Source organism: Streptomyces sp. NPDC005820, from assembly GCF_040630255.1.
Lineage (GTDB): Bacteria > Actinomycetota > Actinomycetes > Streptomycetales > Streptomycetaceae > Streptomyces.
The window spans coordinates 100,984-123,004 of record NZ_JBEXXE010000034.1 but is presented as its reverse complement, the minus strand read 5'-3'; the positions used below and the strand labels follow the sequence as shown (position 1 = coordinate 123,004).

The window sequence follows — 22,021 nt, the reverse complement described above, 5'->3', positions numbered from 1 at the left end:
TCAGGCCGCCAGGCCCACCACCAGCCAGATGAAGGCCGCGCCCGCGATCGTGCACAGCACGGTCGAGCGGGCGGGGTGTTCGTGGTGGGCCTCGGGGAGGATCTCGGCGGCCGCGAGGTAGAGCAGCGCGCCGCCGAAGAGGCCGAGATAGCCGCCGAGCAGTTGCTCCGGGACGGTGACGACGGTCGCCGCCGCCGCGCCGGCCACGGGTGCCGCCGCGTCCGCGAGCAGCATGAGCTGGGCTCGTCGGCGCGCGTTCCCGTACAGGCTCGTGATCGTGTAGGTGTTGAAGCCGTCCGCGAAGTCGTGGGCGATCACCGCCACGGCCACCGCGAGGCCCATGCCGCCGCCGACCTGGAAGGCCGCGCCGATCGCCACGCCGTCCATGGCGCTGTGGCCGACCATCGCCGCCGCGGCCGTCAGGCCCACCTCGGGGGTGCGGCCGTCGTGTTCGTCGGCGCCGTGCGCCGCCTGCCGCACGGCGAGCAGGCGTTCCACCAGATGGGCCAGCAGGAAGCCCGCCACGAACAGCAGGAGCGCCGCCGGGACGCCGAAGACCTCGGTGCCGGCCGCCTCCAGGGCCTCCGGCAGCAGGTCCAGGCCGACGACGCCCAGCATCAGGCCGCCGGCCAGGCCGAGGACGAGGTGGCGGCGGTCGGTGACACGTTGTGCCGTCCAGCCGCCGGCCAGCGTCATGAGGAACGCGCCGAGCGCGACGAAGACCGCCATGGGCCCTTCGTATCCGATCACCCCCCGGCCGCGCACATCCGGCCACTGCCCTGACCCGCCCGACGCCCCGTTGTGCCCCGTAGTGCCCCGTTATGAGTCGTGACCTGTGATGAGAGGACCCGAAACCATGGCCGATGCCCCCGCCGGCAAGGTGACCTTCGTCGGTGCCGGCCCCGGCGCCGCCGATCTGCTGACGTTCCGCGCCGCGCGCGCCATCGCCGAGGCGGACGTCGTGATCTGGGCCGCGAGCCTGGTGCAGGCCGAGGTCCTGGACCATGCGCGGGAGGGTGCGGAGATCCTCGACTCGGCGGCGATGTCCCTGGAGGACGTGGTGGCCGTGTACGAGCGGGCGCTGCGGGACGGGCTGAGGGTGGCCAGGATCCACTCCGGCGACCCCGCCCTGTGGGGCGGTACCCAGGAGCAGCTCGACCGGTGCGACGCGCTCGGGATCGCGACCGAGATCGTGCCGGGCGTGTCGTCGTTCTCGGCGGTGGCCGCGCTCGCCCGGCGGGAGCTGACGATCCCCGAGGTCGCGCAGTCCGTGGTCCTCACCCGGCTGGGCGGCGGCAAGACGCCGATGCCGCCCGGTGAGGAGGTGCGGGAGTTCGCCCGGCACGGCACCACCATGGCGGTGTTCCTGTCGGCCGCGCGCAGCGGGCAGCTGGTGCGGGAGCTGCTGGAGGGCGGCTATCCGACGGACACCCCGGTCGTGGTCGCGTATCAGGCGACCTGGCCGGAGGAACTGGTCGTGAAGTGCACGATCGGGACGCTGGAGGAGACGGTCAAGGAGCACAAGCTCTGGAAGCACACCCTCTTCCTGGTCGGCGCGGCCCTGGACGCGCACGGCACCCGCTCCCACCTGTACCACCCGGGTCACTTCCACGGCTTCCGCAAGGCCGACCCCGAGGCGCGGCGGGCGCTGCGCGAGCGGGGGGCGAGTACATGATCACGGTCATCGGCACGGGTACGGGCGCCCCGCCGGGCCCCGGGGAGCTGGCCGGCGCCGAGCTGGTCGTCGGCGGGCGGCGCCATCTGGACGCCGTACGGCTGCCCGCCGGGGCCGAGCGGATCGTCCTCGGTCCGCTCGCGCCCGCCCTGGAGACGATCGCGGAGTACGACGCGAAGGACCGGCCGGTGGTGGTGCTGGCCTCGGGCGATCCGGGGTTCTTCGGGATCGTGCGGGCGCTCGCCGAGCGGTTCGGGCCGGCCCGCCTCGAGGTGCGTCCCGGGGTGTCGTCGGTCGCCGCCGCTTTCGCCCGGCTGGGGCTGACCTGGGACGACGCGGTGGTGGTCAGCGCCCATGGGCGGGATCTGCGCACGGCGGTCCATGTGTGCCGGGCGCATCCGAAGGTGGCCGTGCTGACCGGTCCCGGCGCCGGGCCCGGTGAACTCGGGGCCGCGCTCGCGCGGTCGGGGCGGACGCTCGTGGTCGCCTCCGCGCTGGGCGACCCGGAGTGCGAGCGGGTGGTACGGGTCTTTGCCGCCGAGGCCGCCGAACGGGAGTGGGGTACGGCGGTGAGTGTCGTCCTCAGCCTGGACGAGAGCCGGGTCCTCTCTCCCGTGCGGACGCTCGCCGGGCCCGCCGTCCGCCCGGCCGGGTGGGCACTGGCCGAGGACGGCTTCGCGCACCGCGACTCGATGATCACCAAGTTCGAGGTGCGGGCGCTGGCCCTGGCCCGGCTCGGGCCGCGCCCCGGCGACCTGGTGTGGGACGTCGGCTCCGGCTCGGGCTCGGTGGCCGTGGAGTGCGCCCGGCTCGGGGCCGCCGTCGACGCGGTGGAGCGGTCGGCGGACGGGGTGGAGAGGATCCGCGCCAACGCCGACGGGCACGGGGTGTACGTCGACGTCGTGCACGGCAGCGCGCCGGACGCGCTGGCCGCCCTCGACGATCCCGACGCCGTGTTCGTGGGCGGCGGGGGGCGTGAACTGGCCGACATCGTGGGCGTGTGCGCGCGGCGGGCGCGGCGGACGGTGGTGGTCGCCCTGGCCGCACTGGACCGGGTGCCGGCCGCGCGGGCCGCGCTCCTCGACGCCGGGTACGACGTCGACGGCGTCCTGCTCCAGTCCGCGCGGCTCGCTCCCCTGCCGGGGGACGTGACCCGGCTAGCGGCGACCAATCCCGTTTTTCTGCTGTGGGGTGTGCGCACCCCCGTGTCCAGTGAAGGAGTTGCTCTGTGATCGGCCTCATTTCCGCCACCGCGGCGGGAGCGGCGGCGCGGGACCGGCTGGCCGTGGCGTGGCCGGACCGCACGCGCGTGTACGACGGGCCCGTGGGGGACGCCGTCCGGCGGGCGTTCGCGGAGTGCGGGCAGCTCGTGTGCTTCCTCGCCACGGGGGCCGTGGTGCGGCTCGTCGCCCCGCTGCTCGGCGACAAGGCCGCCGACCCGGGCGTGGTCTGCGTCGACGAGGGCGGACGGTTCGCCGTGCCGCTGCTCGGCGGGCACGCGGGCGGCGCCAATGACCTCGCCGTCGAGGTGGCCGAGGTGCTGGGCGCCCTGCCGGTGGTGACCACGGCGACCGACGCCGTCGGCATCCCCGGCCTGGACACCCTCGGGCTGCCCGTGGAGGGCGAGGTCGCCGCGGTGACCCGGGCCCTGCTGGACGGGGAGCCGGTGGCGCTGGAGGCGGAGCTGGCGTGGCCGCTGCCGCCGCTGCCCTTCACGGAGTCCCCCGCTCCGGGCGGGTACACCGTGCGGGTCACCGACCGTGCCCTCGCACCCGGCGCCCGGGAGGTGCTGCTGCGGCCGCCGTCGCTCGTCGTCGGCGTCGGCGCGTCCAGGGGCGCCCCCGCCGAGGAGGTCCTGGAGGTGATCGGGGGCACCCTGCGGGAGGCGGGACTGTCCCCTCGTAGCGTCGCCTCGCTCGCCACCGTGGACGCCAAGGCCGAGGAGCCCGGCATCCTGGAGGCCGCCGCGCGGCTCGGGGTGCCCGTGGTGACGTACTCCGCCGAGGACCTGGCCGCCGTGGCGGTGCCGAACCCCTCCGACGCGCCGCTCGCCGCCGTCGGCACGCCCTCCGTCGCCGAGGCCGCCGCCCTGCGCGAGGGCGGCGAACTCCTCGTGCCCAAGCGGAAGTCGGGCGGCTCCCCCGCGATGGCGACCTGTGCCGTCGTACGGCGTCCGGGGCGCGGGCGGCTCGCGGTGGTCGGGCTCGGGCCGGGCGCCCGGGACCTGCTCACCCCGCGCGCGAAGGACGAGCTGCGGCGCGCCTCCGTGCTCGTGGGACTCGACCAGTACGTCGACCAGATCCGCGATCTGCTGCGGCCCGGCACCCGGATCCTGGAGTCGGGTCTCGGCGCCGAGGAGGAACGCGCGCGCACGGCCGTCGCGGAGGCCCGCAAGGGCCACGCGGTCGCGCTGATCGGCAGCGGGGACGCCGGGGTGTACGCCATGGCCTCCCCGGCGCTCGCCGAGGCCTCCGCGGACATCGACGTGGTCGGCGTGCCCGGGGTGACCGCCGCGCTGGCGGCGGCCGCGCTGCTCGGCGCGCCCCTCGGCCACGACCATGTCTCGATCAGCCTGTCCGATCTGCACACGCCGTGGGAGGTCATCGAGCGGCGGGTGCGGGCGGCGGCCGAGGCCGACCTCGTCGTGACCTTCTACAACCCGCGTTCGCGGGGCCGCGACTGGCAGCTGCCCAAGGCGCTCGCGATCCTCGCCGGGCACCGGGAGCCGGGCACGCCCGTCGGGGTCGTGCGCAACGCCTCCCGCCCGGACGGCACCGCCCGGGTGACGACCCTGGCCGGCCTGGACCCGGCGACGGTCGACATGATGACCGTCGTGACCGTGGGCAACACCGCGACCCGCACCGTCGCGGGCCGCATGGTGACGCCCCGCGGCTACCGCTGGCAGGAGGAACCGAAGTGACCGGCCCGCTGCCCGACCAGACCCTTTCGAAGCACCCCGTTCCCGCTGAGGAGAAACAGTGACCACCCCGCCGCCCGCCCTGCTCATCGCCGGCCACGGCACCCGGGACGAGGCCGGAGCCGAGGCGTTCCGCGACTTCGTACGGGAGCTGGGGCGCCGCCACCCGGAGCTGCCCGTCGCGGGCGGATTCATCGAGCTGTCGCCTCCCCCGCTGGGCGAGGCCGTGACCGAGCTGGTGGAGCGCGGGGTGCGCCGGTTCGCCGCCGTCCCGCTGATGCTGGTGTCCGCCGGGCACGCCAAGGGGGACATCCCGGCCGCGCTGGCCCGCGAGAAGGAACGGCACCCGGGGATCTCGTACACCTACGGCCGTCCGCTGGGCCCGCACCCGGCGCTGCTGAACGTCCTGGAGCGACGGCTCGACGAGGCGCTGGGAGCTGCGGCGGGGCGCACCCCCGACGACCGGTCCGACGTCACGGTCCTGCTGGTCGGGCGTGGTTCGACGGACCCGGACGCCAACGCCGAGGTGCACAAGGCGGCCCGGCTGCTGTGGGAGGGGCGCGGATACGCGGGCGTGGAGACGGCGTTCGTGTCGCTGGCCGCGCCGGACGTGCCGAGCGGCCTGGACCGGTGCGTACGCCTGGGCGCACGCCGGATCGTCGTCCTGCCCTACTTCCTCTTCACCGGCATCCTGCCGGACCGGGTGCGCCGGCAGACCGAGGGCTGGGCGGCCGCGCACCCGGAGGTGGAGGTCCGCTCGGCGGACGTCATCGGGCCCGAACCGGAGCTGCTCGACCTGGTGATGGAGCGGTACGAGGAGGCGCTCAAGGGCGATCTGCGGATGAACTGCGACTCGTGCGTGTACCGGATCGCGCTGCCCGGGTTCGAGGACAAGGTGGGCCTGGCGCAGCAGCCGCACTTCCACCCCGACGACGACGGCCACCACCACGGGCACCACCATCACGGCGGACACGCCCATGCGCACTGACGGGCACGACCTCCGCCACCACGGGGACGCCGAGGTGCGCGACGACGGCTCCGCGCTGGTCGACCTCGCGGTGAACGTGCGCGCGGACACGCCCCCGCACTGGCTGCGCGAGCACATCGCCGCCTCCCTGACCGGCCTCGCGGCCTACCCGGACGGGCGGGCCGCGCGGGCGGCGGTGGCGGCGCGGCACGGGCTGCCGGTGGAGCGGGTGCTGCTGACGGCGGGCGCGGCGGAGGCGTTCGTGCTGCTGGCGCGGGCGTCGAAGGTGCGCCGGCCGGTGGTGGTGCACCCGCAGTTCACGGAGCCGGAGGCGGCGCTGCGGGACGCCGGGCACAGCGTGGACCGGGTGGTGCTGCCAGCCGAGGACGGTTTCCGGCTGGATCCGGCGGCCGTGCCCGAGGAGGCCGACCTCGTGGTGATCGGCAACCCCACGAACCCCACCTCGGTGCTGCACCCGGCGGAGACGATCGCCCGGCTGGCCCGGACGGGGCGGACGCTGGTGGTCGACGAGGCGTTCATGGACGCGGTGCCCGGCGAGCGCGAGGCCCTCGCCGGGCGCACGGACATACCCGGGCTCGTCGTGCTGCGCAGTCTCACCAAGACCTGGGGGCTGGCCGGGCTGCGGATCGGATACGTCCTCGCCGCCCCGGAGACGATCGCCGCGCTGGAACGCGCCCAGCCGCTGTGGCCGGTGTCCACGCCGGCGCTGGCCGCGGCGGAGGCGTGCGTCTCCCCCCGGGCGCTGGCGGAGGCGGCCCACGCCGCGCACCGGGTCGCCACGGACCGGGCCCATCTCGTCGCCGGCCTCGAGGAGTTCGCCTCCGACGGGGTGCGGGTCGCCGGACCGGCCGAGGGCCCCTTCGTGCTGATCCGGCTGCCGCGCGCGTCCGCGGTGCGCCGGCACCTGCGGGATCTGGGGTTCGCGGTCCGGCGCGGGGACACCTTCCCCGGCCTCGACGAGGAATGGCTGCGCCTCGCGGTCCGGGACCGGACGACGGTCAACTCGTTCCTCCAGGCCCTGGACCGATCGATGACCCTGGCGGACCGCTGACGGAGCCGGGGCTGGGGCCGGGGCCGGGGAGACCGGGCCGGGGCCGGCAAGACCGAGGCCGGGGCCAGGAAGACCGGGGCCGGGGCCGGGGGGAGCTCGTCCTGGCTCTCAGCCGCGGTGTCGGCGGGTCAGGGCCGTCGCTGCCGCGCCCGCCGCCAGCAGCGCCGCCGCTCCGCCCGCGAGGTAGGGGGTGAGCGGGCTGCCGCCGGTGCTGGCGAGGTCGGCCCCGGCGGGCGCGCTCTGCGGCTTGACGTCGGGCTCGGGGGCCGCGGGCGGGGCCTCGCAGCGCGCCTCCGCCAGGGTCACCGTGCCGGTGACCTCGGCGACGTTCAGCTTCAGCGGGTTGACGGAGACGGTGAGCCGCAGGGCGGTCGCGGCGGCCGTGCGCGAGGTGGTCTCGCGCTGGGACCACGCGAGCCGGACCTCGCCCACGCCGGGCACCTTCACGTCCGTGGGGCCGCCCGCGGTCACCGAGACCTTCTTGCCGAGGACCGTCACCGAGCCGGGGAGGCGGGAGGTGGCCACCGGGGTCCTCCCCGCCTCGCAGGTCGCCGTCGAGGTGACCGCGTCGACCTCGATCAGGGAGAGCAGGGGCAGACCGGGGACGTGCAGCCGGGCGCGGGCGAGCCGGGTGGAGGCCTCGGCCTTCGTGTCGTCGACGGCGGCCCTCGCCTCGGCGACGTCGGCGCGCAGGACACCGAAGGACTCTCCGCCGTCGACGCCGTCCAACCGGGCCGTCAGCGCGGTCTTCTCCTCGGTCCTCGCGGTGCGCTGCGGTGCGCGTACTTCGTTGAGGGAGACGGCGAGGGGCATCTCGACCGTTCTGTCGACCAGGGCCACGTCGAGGCCGGTGCGCAGGACGGCGGCGCTCGCGCTGCCCTCGGCGGCGGTGGCGTGCGCCGGGCCCGCGCCGGCGAGGGCGGCGGCCGCCGCGACGGCGGCGAGACGGAGTGCGGGCATGCGGAAGGACAGGGTGCTCATGGGCGGGACCCCCGGAAGAGACGCTTCGGGACCCCGCAAGAATTACGTACGAGGGGTGAACGGTCAGCGAGCCGACGGGAGTTCACTCCAACGTGAGTTTGTCGTACGTGTCTTCGACTCGCGTGACACGGATGTTCAGCCCACGACCCTGCCGTTGACCACCACCCGGCGGGGTGCCGCGAGGACGCGGACGTCGGCGCGCGGGTCGGCGTCGTAGACGACGAGGTCGGCCGGGGCGCCCTCGTCGAGGCCGGGGCGGCCCAGCCAGCGGCGCGCGTCCCAGGTGGTCGCGGCGAGCGCCACCAGGGGCGGGAGGCCGGCCCCGGTCACCAGCTCCGCCACCTCGGCGGCCACCAGCCCGTGCGGAAGGGTGCCGCCGGCGTCGGTGCCGACGAAGACCGGGATGCCGGCGTCGTGGGCGGCGCGCACGGTGTCGTAGCGGCGCTCGTGGAGCCGGTGCATATGGGCCGACCAGCGCGGGAACCTGGCCTCGCCGCCCGCGGCGAGCTGGGGGAAGGTCGCGATGTTGACGAGGGTGGGGACGATCGCGACGCCGTGTTCGACGAAGAGCGGGATCAGCTCCTCGGTGAGGCCCGTCGCGTGCTCGATGCAGTCGATGCCCGACTCGACGAGGTCGCGCAGCGAGTTCTCGGCGAAGCAGTGGGCGGTGACCCGGGCGCCCAGACGGTGTGCCTCCGCGATGGCCGCCTCGGCCGCCTCCCGGGGCCAGCTGGGGGCGAGGTCGCCCGCCTCGCGGTCGATCCAGTCGCCGACGAGCTTGACCCAGCCGTCGCCGCGCCGCGCCTCCTGGGCGACGTACGCGACGAGGTCCTCGGGCTCGATCTCGTGGGCGTAGCCCCGGATGTAGCGGCGGGTGCGGGCGATGTGCCGGCCGGCCCGGACGATCTTCGGGAGGTCGTCGCGGTCGTCGACCCAGCGGGTGTCGGAGGGCGAGCCGGCGTCGCGGATCAGCAGGGTGCCGGCCTCCCGGTCGGTCAGCGCCTGCTTCTCGGCGACGTCCGCCGCGACGGGGCCCTCGGGTCCGAGGCCGACATGGCAGTGGGCGTCGACCAGGCCGGGCAGGGCCCAGCCCTGGACGGTCCGCACGTCGCGGGCGCCGGCCGGACGGTCGTAGGAGATCCGGCCGGCGACGACCCACAGTTCGTCGCGGATGTCGTCGGGTCCGGCCAGGACCCTGCCCTTCACGTGCAGCACCGCGTGATCGCTCATGGGCGTCAGCCTAGGACGACGGGCAGTCCCTCATCGATACGGGCCAGCAGTCGGCCGCCGTGCACCCTCGGGGCGTCGAAGCAGCGCAGCTCGTCGGTATCGTCCTCGCCGTCGGCGCGGAGCACCTCGGGGACCAGGAGGGCGGCCGGGTCGACGTCCTGGGCGAGGTCGAGGTAGGCGGGCGCGAGGACCGGGCCGTGCAGGGTGCCGCCTATCAGATCGGGTTCGAACTCGCTCGACAGCACGGTCACGGCGGCCTTCAGATCGCCCTCGATCATCACCAGCTTGTCGGTCATGTTCCCGATGAAGGCGCCCTCCACCGTGACCGAGCCCAGCACCAGCAGCTTCACATCCCCTTCGAGGTAGACGTTGGCCGCCTTGAGGTCGCCGAGGACGATCAGCGCGGGGCAGCCGTCGTCCGTGTTGAGGAGATTGCCCTCGACGGTGAGGTCGCCGTCGACGACGACGCCCGTGTCCTCCGTCCAGCCCTCCGCGTCCAGGTCGAGCGCGCCCCGGATCGTCAGCGGGCCGGGGCGCAGTTCGTAGGTCTCGTCGTGGAGGTTCTCGTACGACGACTCGGGCAGGCCCCGGCGCTCGAACACGGCGACGGTCTCGTCCCATTCGAGAGAGGTGATCTCGGTCATGCTCCGCAGCCTGTCACAGAGCACTGACAATCGGCCCCCGTCAGGACTTTCCCTCCTCCACCTCCGCCATCGCCGGGTCGAGCAGCCGGGAGAGGAAGTGACGCGTGCGCTCGTTCCGCGGGCTGCCGATGACCTGGGCGGGGGTGCCGTCCTCGACGACCACGCCGCCGTCCATGAAGACGACCCGGTCGGCGACCTCGCGGGCGAAGGTCATCTCATGGGTGACGACCATCATGGTCATCCCCTCCCGGGCGAGCATCCGCATGACCGCGAGGACGTCCCCGACCAGTTCCGGGTCGAGCGCCGAGGTCGGCTCGTCGAACAGCATCACCTCGGGGCCCATGGCGAGCGCGCGGGCGATCGCGACGCGCTGCTGCTGGCCGCCGGAGAGGGAGGCGGGGTAGGCGTCGGCCTTCTCCGAGAGCCCGACGCGTTCGAGGTTCTCCGCGGCGGTCCGGGCGGCACTCGCCTTGTCGCGCCGCAGCACCCGGCGCTGCGGCAGGGTGAGGTTCTCGGTCACCGTCAGGTGCGGGAAGAGGTTGAACTGCTGGAAGACCATGCCGATCCGGCGGCGTACGGCGTCGATGTCGACGTCGGGATCGGTGAGTTCCGTGCCGCCGACGAAGACCTGGCCCTTGCTCGGCTCCTCCAGCAGGTTCACGCACCGCAGCAGGGTCGACTTGCCGGAGCCGGAGGGGCCGATGACGCAGACGACCTCGCCCTGGGCGATCTCCAGGTCGATGCCGCGCAGCACCTCGTTGGCGCCGAAGGACTTGTGCAGGCCCTTTACCTGGATCTCCGGTCGGCTCATCGCACGGCCTCCTGGGCCTTGGCCTCCATACGGCGCACGACGAAGCCGAGCGGGATGGTCACCAGCAGGTAGCACAGGCCCGCGACCAGGATGGGGGTGGAGTTGGCGGTGGTGCTGGCGAGGTCGCGGCCGTACTTGGACAGTTCGCGCTCCTCCAGGGTGACACCGAGGAACAGCACCAGCGAGGAGTCCTTGAAGAGCAGGACGAGTTCGTTGGTGAGCGGCGGCAGGATGATCCGGAAGGCCTGCGGGATGATGATCGAGACCATGGCCCGGGCGGGCGAGAAGCCCAGCGAACGGGCCGCCTCCAGCTGTCCCTTGGGGACGGCCTGGATGCCCGCGCGGATCGTCTCCGCCATGTAGGCGGCGGCGACCAGGCCGAGCGCGAGGGCGACCTTGCCGTACGTCCCGCCGACGATCTCCGTGCCGGGGAAGGCCAGCGGGACGGCCACCCCGATGAAGATGAAGATCAGCAGGGCGGGCAGTCCGCGGAAGATCTCGATGTAGATCCCGGCCAGCCAGCGGTAGGGGCCGACGGAGGACAGCCGCATCAGTGCGATCAGCATGCCGAGCGCCAGTCCGACGGCGAAGCCGGACACCGTGTACAGCACGGTGTTCTTCAGGGCCAGCGTGATGACGTCCGGGAACATCTGCTGCGCGATGTCCCACTGGGCGAACTGGTTCTGCAGCCGGTCCCAGTCCGCCGAGACCGCGAAGGCGATCACGGCGGCGACGAAGACGACGTACTGCGCGCCCCGGGACAGTCTGCGCTTCTGGCGCCGGGTCAGGCCCTTCTTCTTCGGCTGGAGCGGTACGTCCGCGGCGGTCATGACGCGGACGGCGACGCGGCCGACTCGTCGTAGGGGCCGATCCACTGCTCGTAGAGCTTCTTGTACGTGCCGTCCGCCTTGGCGTCGGCGAGCGCCTTGTCGATGGCGGCGAGCAGCTTGGTGTTGCCCTTCTTCACCGTGAAGCCGTACTGCTCCCCCGTGTTGAGGTTGTCGACGACGGTGAAGGCGTCCGCGTTGGCCTTGTCCTTCAGCCAGCCCTGGACCACCGGGTAGTCGATGACGACGGCCTTGACCTGGCCGGTGCGCAGTCCGTTGAGGACGGCGTCGGAGGACTCGAAGGAGACCGGGTCGAAGCCCTGCTCCTTGGCGTAGTCCTCGCCGGTGGTCTGCGCCTGGGCGCCCAGCTTGACGTTCTTGGACTTCACGTCGGCGAGGGAGTTCACCCCGGCGTTCTTGTCGACCAGGACGGCCTGGGTGGCGTCGAAGTACGGGTCGGAGAAGTCGACGTTCTTCTTGCGCTCCTCGGTGATGGTCATGCCGGCCGCGGCCAGGTCGCACTCACCGGCGTTGAGGAAGGCGCCCGTCTTGAAGTTCTCGAACGGGGTGTCGAGGATCTGCTGCTTCACTCCGAGGTCCTTGGCGACCAGGTCGATCAGCGAGACGTCGAAGCCCTGCACCTTGCCGTCGATCTCCGACTGGAACGGCGGGTACGGGAGGTGGGTGCAGGTGGTGAGCTGTCCGGCCTTGACCAGCTCGACCCCGCCGGCGGCGGTCTTGGAGCCGCTCGAGCCGTTGTCGCTGGAGGTGCAGGCGGACACGAGCACCAGCCCGGCCGTCGCGGTGAGGGCGGCCAGGACGCGGGGCAGGGCGCGGGCCCGGCGGCCGGGGACGGTGTTCACGAGGACCTCCTGTGAGGGAACTATGGGTTCCGATTATAAGGAGATGTTTGGGTCTCTCAAACCAAACCGATGGCTACGGGGCCGTTCGGCCTGAGAAGTCATCGGTCGGGGGTCGGGGTGGGGTCGCGGTTACTCTCGTGACCTCATACCCCGTGAGTGAGAAGAGAGCACCGCCGTGACGCACCCGTTCCTGGACCTGGCCCCGCTGAGCGCCGCCCGTTTCGCGTCGATCGAGGACCGGGTGGCGCGGCTGCTGGGCACCGAGCAGGACGTCGTGATCATGCAGGGCGAGGCGCTGCTGCCGCTGGAGGGGGCGATCCGGGGGACGGCGGGTCCGGGTACGACCGCGCTGAACGTGATCACCGGTCCGTACGGACAGACCTTCGGCGACTGGCTGCGGGACTGCGGCGCCACGGTGATCGATCTGGCGGTGCCGTTCCACACGGCGGTGACGGCGGCGCGGATCCGGGAGGCGTTCGCCGAGCACCCGGAGATCGACTTCGTGTCGCTGGTGCACGCGGAGGCCGCGACCGGCAACACCAACCCGGTCGCGGAGATCGGTGAGGTGGTGAAGGAGCGGGGCGCGCTGTTCTATCTGGACGCCGTGGCCTCCGTGGGGGCCGAGCCGGTGCTGCCGGACGCGTGGGGCGTCGACCTGTGCGTGATCGGCGCGCAGAAGGCGATGGGCGGGCCCGCGGGCGTGTCCGCGGTGTCGGTCAGTGAGCGGGCGTGGGCGCGGATGGCGGCGAACCCGCGGGCGCCGCGGCGGTCGTACCTCTCGCTGCTGGACTGGAAGGCGCGGTGGATCGACGGCGGACGCGCGGCGCTGCCGCACGCCCCGGCGCAGCTGGAGATGCTGGCGCTGGAGGCGTGCGTGGAGCGGATCGAGGCGGAAGGGCCGGAGACCGTGATGCGCCGGCACGCGAGAGCCGCGGCGGCGACCCGGGCGGGGGCGGTGGCGCTGGGCGGGGGTCTGGAGCCGTACGTCGACCGGGCGGCGGAGGCGGCACCTGTCGCCACGACCCTGCGGGTCCCCGCGGGTGTGGTGGCGTCGGAGCTGGTGGGCCGGGCGCTGGCGGTGGACCCCGCGCTGCCGCTGGCGGCGGGCGGGGGTGCGCTGGCCAAGGAGATGGTCCGGGTCAACCACTACGGGGTGGACGCGACACGGGGTGCGGTGCGGGGAGGCCTGGTGGCCCTGGGCACCGCGCTGACCGAGTCGGGCCTCGAGGTGGACATGACGGCGGCGCTGCGGGCGGTGGAGGAGGCCTGGGCGTAGCGGGGCCTGACGAGTACGCCCGGCACAACGGTCACGCGGACATTCTCCGGGAATATATCGACGGAGTTACCGGCGTCTGAATTCAGGGAATTCCCAAGTTCTTCTGCCCGCATTTCCCCTTGCTAAACCCGGGAGTTTTTTCACCCCTTCGACTTGCGTGACGTATTGCACAGGCAGGGCGTTTTGCGGCTTTTTTCCTATCGCAAAAGCCGCAAAACAGCTTCGCACTCCGGCTGCATCACGGAATCCCCACGGCCTCTCCATGCGTTATTGAATTCGCCTGGGTAAGTTCCTTCCGCATGACTGCCGCACCAGCAGACCTCCTCATCGACCGCCCGTCCGTGGCCGACGGCGCCGCACTCTGGCGTATTGCCAAGGAATCCGGAAGCCTGGATCTGAACTCGTCCTACAGCTATCTGCTGTGGTGCCGCGACTTCGCCGGCACCTCGGCGGTGGTGCGTGCGGAGGGCGGGGAACCGGTCGGGTTCGTCACCGGGTACGTCCGGCCGGCGGACCCCCGCACCCTGCTGGTCTGGCAGGTGGCCGTGGACACCGCGTACCGGGGCCGCGGTCTGGCCGCCGCGCTGCTCGACGGACTGACGGCGCGGCTCGCGGCCGAGGGCCCGATCACCGCCGTCGAGACCACCATCACCCCGGGCAACACCGCCTCCGAGCGGCTGTTCACCTCGTACGCCGCCCGGCACGGCGCCCAGGTCGGCCGCGAGGTGCTGTTCGGCGCCGGGCTGTTCCCGGACGGGCCGCACGATCCCGAGGTGCTGTACCGCATCGGCCCCCTGTCCCACCCCCACCCCCACCCCCACCCCCACCTCCACCCCCACTCCCACTCCCGCTGATCCCTCAGTCCCCCACACCGAGGAGCGATTCGTCGTGACCATCACCCAGCCCGACCTCAGCGTGTTCGAGACCCTCGAGTCCGAGGTGCGCAGCTACTGCCGCGGCTGGCCCGCCGTCTTCGACCGTGCGCAGGGCAGCCTCATGTACGACGAGGACGGCCACCGGTACCTCGACTTCTTCGCCGGCGCCGGATCCCTCAACTACGGCCACAACAACCCCGTACTGAAACGGGCGTTGATCGACTATCTGGCGCGGGACGGGGTCACCCACGCGCTCGACATGTCGACCGTCGCCAAACGGTCGTTCCTGGAGACCTTCCAGCAGTTGGTGCTGCGGCCCCGCGACCTGCCGTACAAGGTGATGTTCCCGGGGCCGACCGGCACCAACGCGGTGGAGTCCGCGCTGAAGCTGGCGCGGAAGGTGAAGGGGCGCGAGGCGATCGTGTCGTTCACCAACGCCTTCCACGGCATGTCGCTCGGATCGCTGGCCGTCACCGGGAACGCCTTCAAGCGGGCCGGGGCCGGGATTCCGCTCGTGCACGGCACGCCGATGCCCTTCGACAACTACTTCGACGGGACCGTCCCGGACTTCCTGTGGTTCGAGCGGCTCCTGGAGGACCAGGGGTCCGGGCTCAACAAGCCGGCCGCGGTGATCGTGGAGACCGTGCAGGGCGAGGGCGGCATCAACGTGGCCCGGACCGCGTGGCTGCGCGCCCTCAAGGAGCTGTGCGAGCGGCAGGACATGCTGCTGATCGTCGACGACATCCAGATGGGGTGCGGGCGCACCGGCGCGTTCTTCTCCTTCGAGGAGGCCGGGATCACGCCCGACATCGTCACCGTCTCGAAGTCCATCAGCGGGTACGGGCTGCCCATGTCGCTGTGTCTGTTCCGGCCGGAGCTGGACGTGTGGGAGCCGGGCGAGCACAACGGCACCTTCCGCGGCAACAACCCGGCGTTCGTCACGGCGACGGCCGCGCTCGAGGCGTACTGGGCCGACGGGCCGGTGATGGAGAAGCAGACCCGGGCGCGCGGCGAGCAGGTGGAGGAGGCGCTGATCTCGGTCACCGAGGAGAACCTCGCCGATGTGAAGGAGTACCGGGGGCGCGGTCTCGTGTGGGGGCTGGAGTTCCATGAGAAGGAGCGGGCCTCGCGGGTCGCGCGGCGCGCCTTCGAACTGGGGCTGCTGATCGAGACCTCCGGCCCGGAGAGCGAGGTCGTCAAGCTGCTGCCGGCCCTGACCATCACCCCGGAGGAGCTGGACGAGGGGCTCAGCGTCCTCGCCCGGGCCGTCCGGGAGACCGTCCGGCGGGGAGGGACACGATGATCGTCCGTTCGTTCGAGGACATCGAGGACACCGACCGGCATGTGCGGGCCGCGTCCGGCACCTGGGAGAGCAAGCGGATCGTGCTGGCCCGGGAGCGCGTCGGATTCTCCCTGCACGAAACGATTCTGTACGCCGGCACCGAGACGTCGATGTGGTACGCCAACCACATCGAGGCCGTGGTCTGTGTGGAGGGCGCCGCCGAGCTCACCGACCACGAGACCGGGAGGTCGTACACGATCACCCCCGGAACCATGTACCTCCTGGACGGGCATGAGCGGCACACGCTGCGCGCCCTGGAGGACTTCCGCTGCCTCTGCGTGTTCAACCCGCCCGTGACGGGCCGGGAGGACCACGACGAGAACGGCGTCTATCCCCTGCTCACCGAGCCCGAGCCCACCGCACCCGAGGAGGTGTGACCGTCATGACCACCGTCACCGATCTCTATCCCACCCGCGGCACCACCGAGGTGTCCGTCCCCCGCCGGGACCCCGTCGTCTGGGGCTCCCCCAGCACCCCGGGCCCGATCCCGGCGGCCGAACTCCAGACGTACGAGCGCGACGGCTTCCTCACCGTCGAACAGCTCATCAGCGACGACGAGGTGGCCGTCTGCCGGCACGAGCTGGAGCGGCTCGTCACCGACCCGGAGATCCGGGCCGACGAGCGGTCGATCGTGGAACCCCGCTCCAAGGAGATCCGCTCGGTCTTCGAGGTGCACCGGCTGAGCCCGGTGTTCGCGGCGCTGGTGCGGGACGAGCGGGTCGTCGGGCGGGCCCGGCAGATCCTCGGCTCGGACGTGTACGTCCACCAGTCCCGGATCAACGTCAAGCCGGGCTTCGGGGCCGGCGGCTTCTACTGGCACTCCGACTTCGAGACCTGGCACGCCGAGGACGGGCTGCCGGGCATGCGGACGGTGTCCGTGTCGATCGCGCTGACCGAGAACCTCGACACCAACGGCGGCCTGATGATCATGCCGGGCTCGCACCGGACGTTCCTCGGCTGCGCGGGCGCCACCCCGAAGGACAACTACAAGAAGTCGCTCCAGATGCAGGACGCGGGCACCCCGTCGGACGAGGCGCTGACCGCGCTGGCGGGCGCGTACGGCATCCGGCTGTTCACCGGCCGGGCGGGTTCGGCGACCTGGTTCGACTGCAACGCGATGCACGGCTCGGGCGACAACATCACGCCGTTCCCGCGCAGCAACGTCTTCATCGTGTTCAACAGCGTGGAGAACGCGGCGGTGGAGCCGTTCGCGGCGCCGGTGCGGCGGCCGGAGTTCATCGGCGCCAGGGACTTCACACCGGTGCAGTGAGGGCCGGGGTCACAGCCACGCCAGCGACGCCGTCCGCTCCAGTACGTTCCGTACGGCGGCGGCGTCGCCCGTGGCCGTGTGCACCGCCGTGGCCGGGGCGCGTCGGCCGCCCGCCAGGAAGCAGAACTCGACCGGTTCCAGGGCGAGTTCGGCCCGCACCTGACCGGTGCCGGCGTCGGCGCCGCCCAGGGTCCACTCACCGATGCCGGTGACCGTGAGGCGCACGGGCGGCGCGGCGGGGCCCAGGATCTGGCCGAGGGCGCCCACCGCCAGCCCTACCAACCACGCCAGCTGCGGCGCGGGCGGCGGCGGAACGTGCAGGCCGAGGGCGCGGCCGATGTCGTCGGTGTGGATCCAGGTCTCGAAGGCCCGGACGGCGAAGTGCTCGGCGACGGGCAGCCGCATCCCCATCAACTCCACCGGCCGCGCCGCGCGTTCGGGGTCGTGGGCCTCGGGTGCGGCGAGCAGCGCCGCCGCCTGGGCCTGCCAGGCGGCGCTCGTGTGCTCGGGTGGGTACCGGAGTTCATGGCGGACGGTGTCGGCCGTGCGCCGGTTCCAGTACGTCTCCCAGTGCTCGCCGTCCACGAACGGTGACGGCGGCACCCGCGGCTCCACTCCGAGCCGCACCGCGAGCTGTTCGTCGGCGGCGAGGAGATGGGCGAGGGTGGCCTGGACGTTCCAGTCGTGCACGACCGGGACCTTCCAGCGGCCGGGTCCGCCGGTACCGTCCACCTCGGGCAGCAGTGCGGTGAGGGCGGCCACGGCTCCGGCGTAGGCGGCGGCGTGCTCGGCCACCGGCGTGGCCGGCGGGCGGGACGTACGCCCCGGGCGACGACGGCCGTGAAACAGCCCGGCCACCACGTCGTCGGCCACTGTCCCGGCCCCGGTCCCGGTGCCGTCCCCGGGCGGCACGTCCAGGAGGCGTACGGTCTCGCGCAGCCGGTCCGCCTCGGCCGCGCACTCGGCGCAGTCGCCCAGGTGCCGCGCCATGCTCTCCCGCTCGGCGGGCGTGACGGCGTCGAAGGCCGCGGCGGCCACCAGGTCGCGCAGCGCGTCGTGGTCGTCTGCGTCGTCGTGGTCGTATGCGTCGTCCTGCCCGCTGTGGGTGCTCACCGGTCGCCTCCTTCCGCCGTCTCGGCCCTCTCGGCCGTCTTCGCCATCTCCAGGGTCTGCGCCGTCTCCACGGCCTGCGCCGTCCGCGCCGTCGCCCTCATGCGCCTCGCTCCAGGGACGGTTCGGGCGGGTCGGCCAGGGTCTCGGCCAGTCTGCGCAGGGCCGTGCGCAGCCGGGTCTTGGCGGTGCCCTCGGGGATGCCCAGTTCGGCGGCGGCCTCGCGGTAGGTGCGGCCCGCGAAGTAGGCGAGGTGCACCACCTCCCGCTGGGGCGGCGGGAGTTCGGCGAGCGCGGAGTGCAGCAGCAGGGAGCGCTCGCGGTCCATGACCGTCTCGTCGGGGCCGGGCGCCCCGTCCGGGAGGGTGTGCAGGGCGCTGTCGTCGGCGGGGCCCGCCTTGCGGTGCCGTGCCTCGTGGCGCACCCAGTCCACGGCCCGCCGGTGCGCGAGCATCGACAGCCAGGTGCGCAGGCTGCCCCGGCGCGCGTCGTAGGCGTACGGCCTGGACCACAGTTCCGTGAAGACCTCCTGGGCGATGTCCTCGACGGCGGCGGGGCTGCGGGTGACGCGCAGGGCGATCCGTCGCACCAGCCCGCCGTACACGGCGTACGTCTCGGCCAGCGCGGCCGCGTCCCCGTACACCAGCCGCCGGTGCAGTTCCGCCCCGGCGGCCGGCGGCAAGGACGTACCGTCCGTCTCCGTGTCCGTGTGATCCACCGGCACCACCACCCCTGGTGCCTTCCTAGCGTCCCGGGCGCGTGGGCGGCAAGGGGGTCTTCACCTGCTGGCCCTTGAGATCGAGTAAGTGAGCGTAACCATGCATGAGTGAGTGTCGTTGTCGGAGTGTGAACCTGACGGAATGGGCGAAGACGCAGGGCGTGCATCCGCAGACCGCGTATCGCTGGTTCCGTGAGGGGACGTTGCCGGTACCGGCTCAGCGGGTCGGGCCGCGCACGATCCTGGTGAACATCGAGACCGGCACCGCTCCGGAAGCGGTGGGTGGCCTGGGGCTGTATGTCCGCGTCTCCTCGCACGACCAGAAGGGCGATCTGGAGCGGCAGTTGGCCCGGTTGTCCGGATGGGCGGCCAAGGCGGGCGGCAAGGTCGTCCGGGTCGAGTGCGAGATCGGCTCGGGTATGGACGGCAGTCGCAGCAAGGTCCGTCGCCTGTTGGCCGATCCGGACGTGACCTGCGTGGTCGTGGAGCACAAGGACCGGCTCGGCCGCATGAACGTCGAACTCGTCGAGGCTGCCCTGTCCGCACACGGCCGCCGTCTCGTCGTCCTGGATGACGACGAGGCCGAAGACGACCTCGTGCGTGACATGGTGGAGGTGCTGACTTCGCTCTGCGCCCGCCTGTACGGCCGCCGGTCGGCGAAGAACCGTGCCCGCAAGGCGTTGGAGGCCGCCGAGCATGGCTGACTTTGCACTCCGCGAGATCGCGCCGTCGTTCGTGTCCCTCGGCCCTGCCGGTGTGGCGATCCGGGACCGGCTGGGGCACCTGGCCGCCGAGGATGAGGAAGTTCTCCGTCTGGTCGGCGCGCACATGGGTTCGCTCGCGTCGAAGGACCTCGTGGCCCGCTGCCGGGATGGTCTGGAGCACTCCACCGATACGTGGGCCGCGCGGAAACGCTCGCTGACGCCGAAGTCGTCGGCGCGCTGGGCCGGCGCTGTCACCAAAGCCACTCACGATCAGTGGGCGCTCTCGCGTCGCGGCCAGCTCGCGCACATCCAGAATCTCGAAGCCGGGATCAGGACGATCGCGCACCGCCTGTCGCAGCCGATCGGCGCGAAGGCCACGAAGAAGGCCCCCGGCGGCTACCGTTCCCAGGGCGAGTGGTTCCACAAGAGGCGCCGCCTGCGTGTGCTCGAAGACCGGCTGGAGCGCGAACGCGCCGACCGTGGACACGGCCGCGTGCGCGTGGTGCGGGGCGGCAAGCGGCTTGCCCGGGGCAGGCACAACCTGGCTGCCGCCCAGCTCACCGCCGAGCGGTGGCGGGAACGCTGGGAGGCGGAGCGCTGGTTCCTGGCCGCCGACGGCGAGAGCGGGAAGCGGTTCGGCAACGAAACGATCCGCATCACCCCGGACGGGGAGGTGTCGATCAAGCTGCCCGCCCCGCTGGCTCATCTGGCCAACGCCCCACGCGGCCGGTATGTCCTCGCGGGCAAGGTCTCCTTCCCGCACCGCGGCCCCGAGTGGGCCGACCGCGTCGAAGCCAACCGGGCCATCGCGTACCGCATCCACTTCGATGCGGACCGGGGCCGCTGGTACATCACCGCGTCCTGGCAGTACGCCCCGACGAAGACCATCCCGATCACGTCCGCCCTGGCCGACGGGGTGATCGGTGTCGACACCAACGCCGACCACCTCGCCGCCTGGCGCCTCGACACCCACGGCAACCCGACCGGCCGGCCGCGCCGCTTCTCCTACGACCTGTCCGGCAATGCCGACCACCGCGACGCCCAAGTCCGCCACGCCCTGACGCGCCTGCTGAACTGGGCCAAGGCCTGTGGCGTGAAGGCCATCGCCGTCGAAGACCTGGACTTCACCGCCGAGAAGACCCGCGAGAAGCACGGCCGCCGGCGCCGCTTCCGACAGATCATCTCCGGCATCCCCACCGGAAAACTTCGCGCCCGCCTGACCTCGATGGCCGACCGGACCGGTATCGCGATCATCGCCGTGGACCCGGCCTACACCAGCCGCTGGGGCGCCCAGCACTGGCAGCAGCTCCTCACCTCGAAGAACCGAAAGACCACCCGTCACGATGCCGCGAGCATCGCGATCGGACGACGCGCCCAAGGGCACCCGATCCGGCGACGGACGGCACCGCCCCCGCACGACCAGAGTGATCGTGCGGGGCATCGGACCGTCCAGGCCCGACCGGCCACCCCAAGGCGTGAGGGAACCCGCCCCCGTATTCCCGGACCACGGACACGATCCGTGCAGCCAGATACAGAGCGAAAGCGGGAGACCAGGACATCCAGAACCGTTCGGGATGTCCGCAGTGCACAGGCTTGGGTCCAAGACTCACTCCTGCTCACTGATTAGGAACGGTCTCAGCCCGAGAGCGCGTCCAGCAGGCGGTCGACGTCGGCGGGCGTGTTGTAGAGGTGGAAGGAGGCGCGCAGGTTGCCCGCGCGGTTGGACACCTCGATGCCGGCCTCGCTCAACTCGGGCTGACGCGCGCCGAGTCCGGGCACGGAGACGATCGCGGAGCCGGGGGCGGGCACGGGCTCGTGGCCCAGGGAGGCGAGTCCGGCGCGGAAGCGGTCGGCGAGGGCGAGGTCGTGGGCGCGTACGGCGTCCACGCCGAGTTCCTCGAGGAGTTCGAGGGAGCGGCGCAGGCCGGCGTAGGTGAAGAGGGCGTGGGTGAGGTCGAACCGCCGTGCCGAGTGGGCGAGTTCGGTCACGGGTCCGTAGCAGCTGTCCCAGGGCCGCTCGCCCGCGACCCAGCCGGCCAGCACCGGGGTCAGCCCGCCGAAGTCCTCCGGGAGGACGAGGAAGGCCGCCCCGTGCGGGCCGAGCAGCCATTTGAAGGAGACGCTGGCGGTGTAGTCGTACGCGCCGGCGTCCAGGGGCAGCCAGCCGGCGGCCTGGGAGAAGTCGACGTAGGTGCGGGCCCCGTGGTCGCGGGCCGCCTCGCGCAGCGCGGGCAGGTCGGCGATCCGTCCGTCGGCGGACTGGGCGGCGCTGACGGCGACGAGCGCGGTGCCCGGGCGGACGGACTCGGCGATCCGCTCGAGGGGGACGGAGCGCACCTTGAGGTCGCCGCGGACATGGAACGGGTTGAGGACGGAGGTGAAGTCGTCCTCGGCGGTGAGCACCTCGGCGCCGGCGGGCAGCGAGGCGGCGATCACCCCGGTGTGGGCGGCGACCGAGGCCCCGGCCGCGACCCGCTCGACGGGGACGCCGGCCAGCCGGGCGTAGGCGGCGCGGGCCGCCTCGACGTCGGCGTACAGCGAGGTCAGCGGCCTGCCTTCGGCCCGCACCAGGGCGGCCTCGTGCAGGGCCGCCACGGTACGGGCCGGCAGCAGCCCGTTGCTCGCGGTGTTCAGGAAGGTGTTCTTCGGGGCGAACTCGGACCGGACGAGGCTCTCGAAGGTTTCCATGGCACCACTGTGCGGCCGGGCGATGTCCAAGTCCATTGCGGATTTCTGCGC

23 protein-coding genes are annotated in these 22,021 nt (G+C 72.8%); 13 read left to right on the top strand and 10 right to left on the bottom strand.

All coding sequences use genetic code 11. The features are described from left to right. Positions 1 to 729 (bottom strand): ZIP family metal transporter, encoded by a 729-nt coding sequence (locus tag ABZ464_RS35110; protein ID WP_359283979.1) that lies wholly within the window; start codon positions 727 to 729, stop codon positions 1 to 3. 127 nt (positions 730 to 856) lie between these two features. On the opposite strand from ABZ464_RS35110, the gene cobM reads away from it, so the two are divergent. Genes cobM through cobC form a run of 5 tightly spaced genes read left to right on the top strand, consistent with a single transcriptional unit; the run spans position 857 to position 6,631 of the window. Further along, positions 857 to 1,675: a precorrin-4 C(11)-methyltransferase gene (gene cobM, locus ABZ464_RS35105; RefSeq protein ID WP_359283977.1), complete on the top strand. Its 819-nt coding sequence runs from the start codon at positions 857 to 859 to the stop codon at positions 1,673 to 1,675. After that, positions 1,672 to 2,907, top strand: coding sequence for a precorrin-6y C5,15-methyltransferase (decarboxylating) subunit CbiE (gene cbiE, locus ABZ464_RS35100; protein WP_359283976.1), 1,236 nt, complete (start codon positions 1,672 to 1,674; stop codon positions 2,905 to 2,907). Before cobM ends, cbiE begins: the two co-directional genes overlap by 4 nt. Next, complete coding sequence (cobJ, locus tag ABZ464_RS35095) at positions 2,904 to 4,595, top strand: precorrin-3B C(17)-methyltransferase (protein ID WP_359283973.1); 1,692 nt, start codon at positions 2,904 to 2,906, stop codon at positions 4,593 to 4,595. The genes cbiE and cobJ overlap by 4 nt, the downstream gene beginning before the upstream one ends. 58 nt (positions 4,596 to 4,653) lie before the next feature. Beyond that, entirely contained in the window at positions 4,654 to 5,580 is a 927-nt protein-coding gene (locus ABZ464_RS35090; protein WP_359283971.1) for a sirohydrochlorin chelatase, read from the top strand. Next, on the top strand, positions 5,570 to 6,631 hold the full coding sequence (gene cobC / locus ABZ464_RS35085; RefSeq protein WP_359283968.1) for an Rv2231c family pyridoxal phosphate-dependent protein CobC: 1,062 nt from the start codon (positions 5,570 to 5,572) through the stop codon (positions 6,629 to 6,631). Before ABZ464_RS35090 ends, cobC begins: the two co-directional genes overlap by 11 nt. A gap of 108 nt (positions 6,632 to 6,739) precedes the next feature. Here the strand turns inward: cobC and ABZ464_RS35080 are convergent, their stop codons facing one another. The 6 genes from ABZ464_RS35080 to ABZ464_RS35055 form a co-directional block, all read right to left on the bottom strand. After that, positions 6,740 to 7,612 (bottom strand): SCO1860 family LAETG-anchored protein, encoded by an 873-nt coding sequence (locus tag ABZ464_RS35080; protein WP_359283967.1) that lies wholly within the window; start codon positions 7,610 to 7,612, stop codon positions 6,740 to 6,742. A gap of 135 nt (positions 7,613 to 7,747) precedes the next feature. Beyond that, the gene (locus tag ABZ464_RS35075; protein WP_359283965.1) at positions 7,748 to 8,842 is read right to left on the bottom strand and encodes an amidohydrolase family protein; all 1,095 of its coding nucleotides are present in this window, start codon (positions 8,840 to 8,842) and stop codon (positions 7,748 to 7,750) included. A gap of 5 nt (positions 8,843 to 8,847) precedes the next feature. Beyond that, positions 8,848 to 9,486 carry a hypothetical protein gene (locus ABZ464_RS35070; RefSeq protein WP_359283963.1) on the bottom strand — a complete coding sequence of 213 codons (639 nt, stop codon included), beginning with the start codon at positions 9,484 to 9,486 and terminating at the stop codon, positions 8,848 to 8,850. A gap of 40 nt (positions 9,487 to 9,526) precedes the next feature. Then, entirely contained in the window at positions 9,527 to 10,297 is a 771-nt protein-coding gene (locus tag ABZ464_RS35065) for an amino acid ABC transporter ATP-binding protein (RefSeq protein WP_359283962.1), read from the bottom strand. Then, the gene (locus ABZ464_RS35060; protein ID WP_359283960.1) at positions 10,294 to 11,127 is read right to left on the bottom strand and encodes an amino acid ABC transporter permease; all 834 of its coding nucleotides are present in this window, start codon (positions 11,125 to 11,127) and stop codon (positions 10,294 to 10,296) included. The genes ABZ464_RS35065 and ABZ464_RS35060 overlap by 4 nt, the downstream gene beginning before the upstream one ends. Beyond that, positions 11,124 to 11,987 (bottom strand): transporter substrate-binding domain-containing protein, encoded by an 864-nt coding sequence (locus tag ABZ464_RS35055; protein WP_359283957.1) that lies wholly within the window; start codon positions 11,985 to 11,987, stop codon positions 11,124 to 11,126. The genes ABZ464_RS35060 and ABZ464_RS35055 overlap by 4 nt, the downstream gene beginning before the upstream one ends. A gap of 175 nt (positions 11,988 to 12,162) precedes the next feature. On the opposite strand from ABZ464_RS35055, the gene ABZ464_RS35050 reads away from it, so the two are divergent. The 6 genes from ABZ464_RS35050 to thpD all read left to right on the top strand — a co-directional run bounded on the left by ABZ464_RS35050 (position 12,163) and on the right by thpD (position 16,750). After that, a complete protein-coding gene (locus ABZ464_RS35050) occupies positions 12,163 to 13,263 on the top strand; it encodes an aminotransferase class V-fold PLP-dependent enzyme (RefSeq protein ID WP_359283954.1) in 1,101 nt (366 codons plus the stop codon). Beyond that, positions 13,254 to 13,343 (top strand): DUF664 domain-containing protein, encoded by a 90-nt coding sequence (locus ABZ464_RS35045; protein ID WP_359284012.1) that lies wholly within the window; start codon positions 13,254 to 13,256, stop codon positions 13,341 to 13,343. The genes ABZ464_RS35050 and ABZ464_RS35045 overlap by 10 nt, the downstream gene beginning before the upstream one ends. A gap of 219 nt (positions 13,344 to 13,562) precedes the next feature. After that, positions 13,563 to 14,117 carry a diaminobutyrate acetyltransferase gene (gene ectA, locus ABZ464_RS35040; protein WP_359283952.1) on the top strand — a complete coding sequence of 185 codons (555 nt, stop codon included), beginning with the start codon at positions 13,563 to 13,565 and terminating at the stop codon, positions 14,115 to 14,117. Between the two features lie 34 nt (positions 14,118 to 14,151). Continuing rightward, positions 14,152 to 15,441 (top strand): diaminobutyrate--2-oxoglutarate transaminase, encoded by a 1,290-nt coding sequence (ectB, locus tag ABZ464_RS35035; RefSeq protein ID WP_359283950.1) that lies wholly within the window; start codon positions 14,152 to 14,154, stop codon positions 15,439 to 15,441. Further along, positions 15,438 to 15,857: an ectoine synthase gene (locus ABZ464_RS35030; RefSeq protein WP_359283948.1), complete on the top strand. Its 420-nt coding sequence runs from the start codon at positions 15,438 to 15,440 to the stop codon at positions 15,855 to 15,857. The genes ectB and ABZ464_RS35030 overlap by 4 nt, the downstream gene beginning before the upstream one ends. 5 nt (positions 15,858 to 15,862) lie before the next feature. Then, entirely contained in the window at positions 15,863 to 16,750 is an 888-nt protein-coding gene (gene thpD, locus ABZ464_RS35025; protein WP_359283945.1) for an ectoine hydroxylase, read from the top strand. A gap of 9 nt (positions 16,751 to 16,759) precedes the next feature. Here thpD and ABZ464_RS35020 read toward each other — a convergent pair whose 3' ends face one another. Both ABZ464_RS35020 and ABZ464_RS35015 read right to left on the bottom strand, forming a co-directional pair. Then, the gene (locus ABZ464_RS35020; protein WP_359283942.1) at positions 16,760 to 17,863 is read right to left on the bottom strand and encodes a maleylpyruvate isomerase N-terminal domain-containing protein; all 1,104 of its coding nucleotides are present in this window, start codon (positions 17,861 to 17,863) and stop codon (positions 16,760 to 16,762) included. A 97-nt stretch (positions 17,864 to 17,960) separates the two neighbouring features. Beyond that, on the bottom strand, positions 17,961 to 18,578 hold the full coding sequence (locus tag ABZ464_RS35015) for a sigma-70 family RNA polymerase sigma factor (protein WP_359283939.1): 618 nt from the start codon (positions 18,576 to 18,578) through the stop codon (positions 17,961 to 17,963). Between the two features lie 128 nt (positions 18,579 to 18,706). On the opposite strand from ABZ464_RS35015, the gene ABZ464_RS35010 reads away from it, so the two are divergent. Together ABZ464_RS35010 and ABZ464_RS35005 are read left to right on the top strand one after the other, a co-directional pair. Beyond that, entirely contained in the window at positions 18,707 to 19,282 is a 576-nt protein-coding gene (locus ABZ464_RS35010) for an IS607 family transposase (RefSeq protein WP_359283937.1), read from the top strand. Then, positions 19,275 to 20,909 (top strand): IS200/IS605 family accessory protein TnpB-related protein, encoded by a 1,635-nt coding sequence (locus tag ABZ464_RS35005; RefSeq protein WP_359283935.1) that lies wholly within the window; start codon positions 19,275 to 19,277, stop codon positions 20,907 to 20,909. Before ABZ464_RS35010 ends, ABZ464_RS35005 begins: the two co-directional genes overlap by 8 nt. Before the next feature lie 8 nt (positions 20,910 to 20,917). Here the strand turns inward: ABZ464_RS35005 and ABZ464_RS35000 are convergent, their stop codons facing one another. Then, a complete protein-coding gene (locus ABZ464_RS35000; RefSeq protein WP_359283933.1) occupies positions 20,918 to 21,970 on the bottom strand; it encodes an aminotransferase class V-fold PLP-dependent enzyme in 1,053 nt (350 codons plus the stop codon). Positions 21,971 to 22,021: the final 51 nt, after the last annotated feature.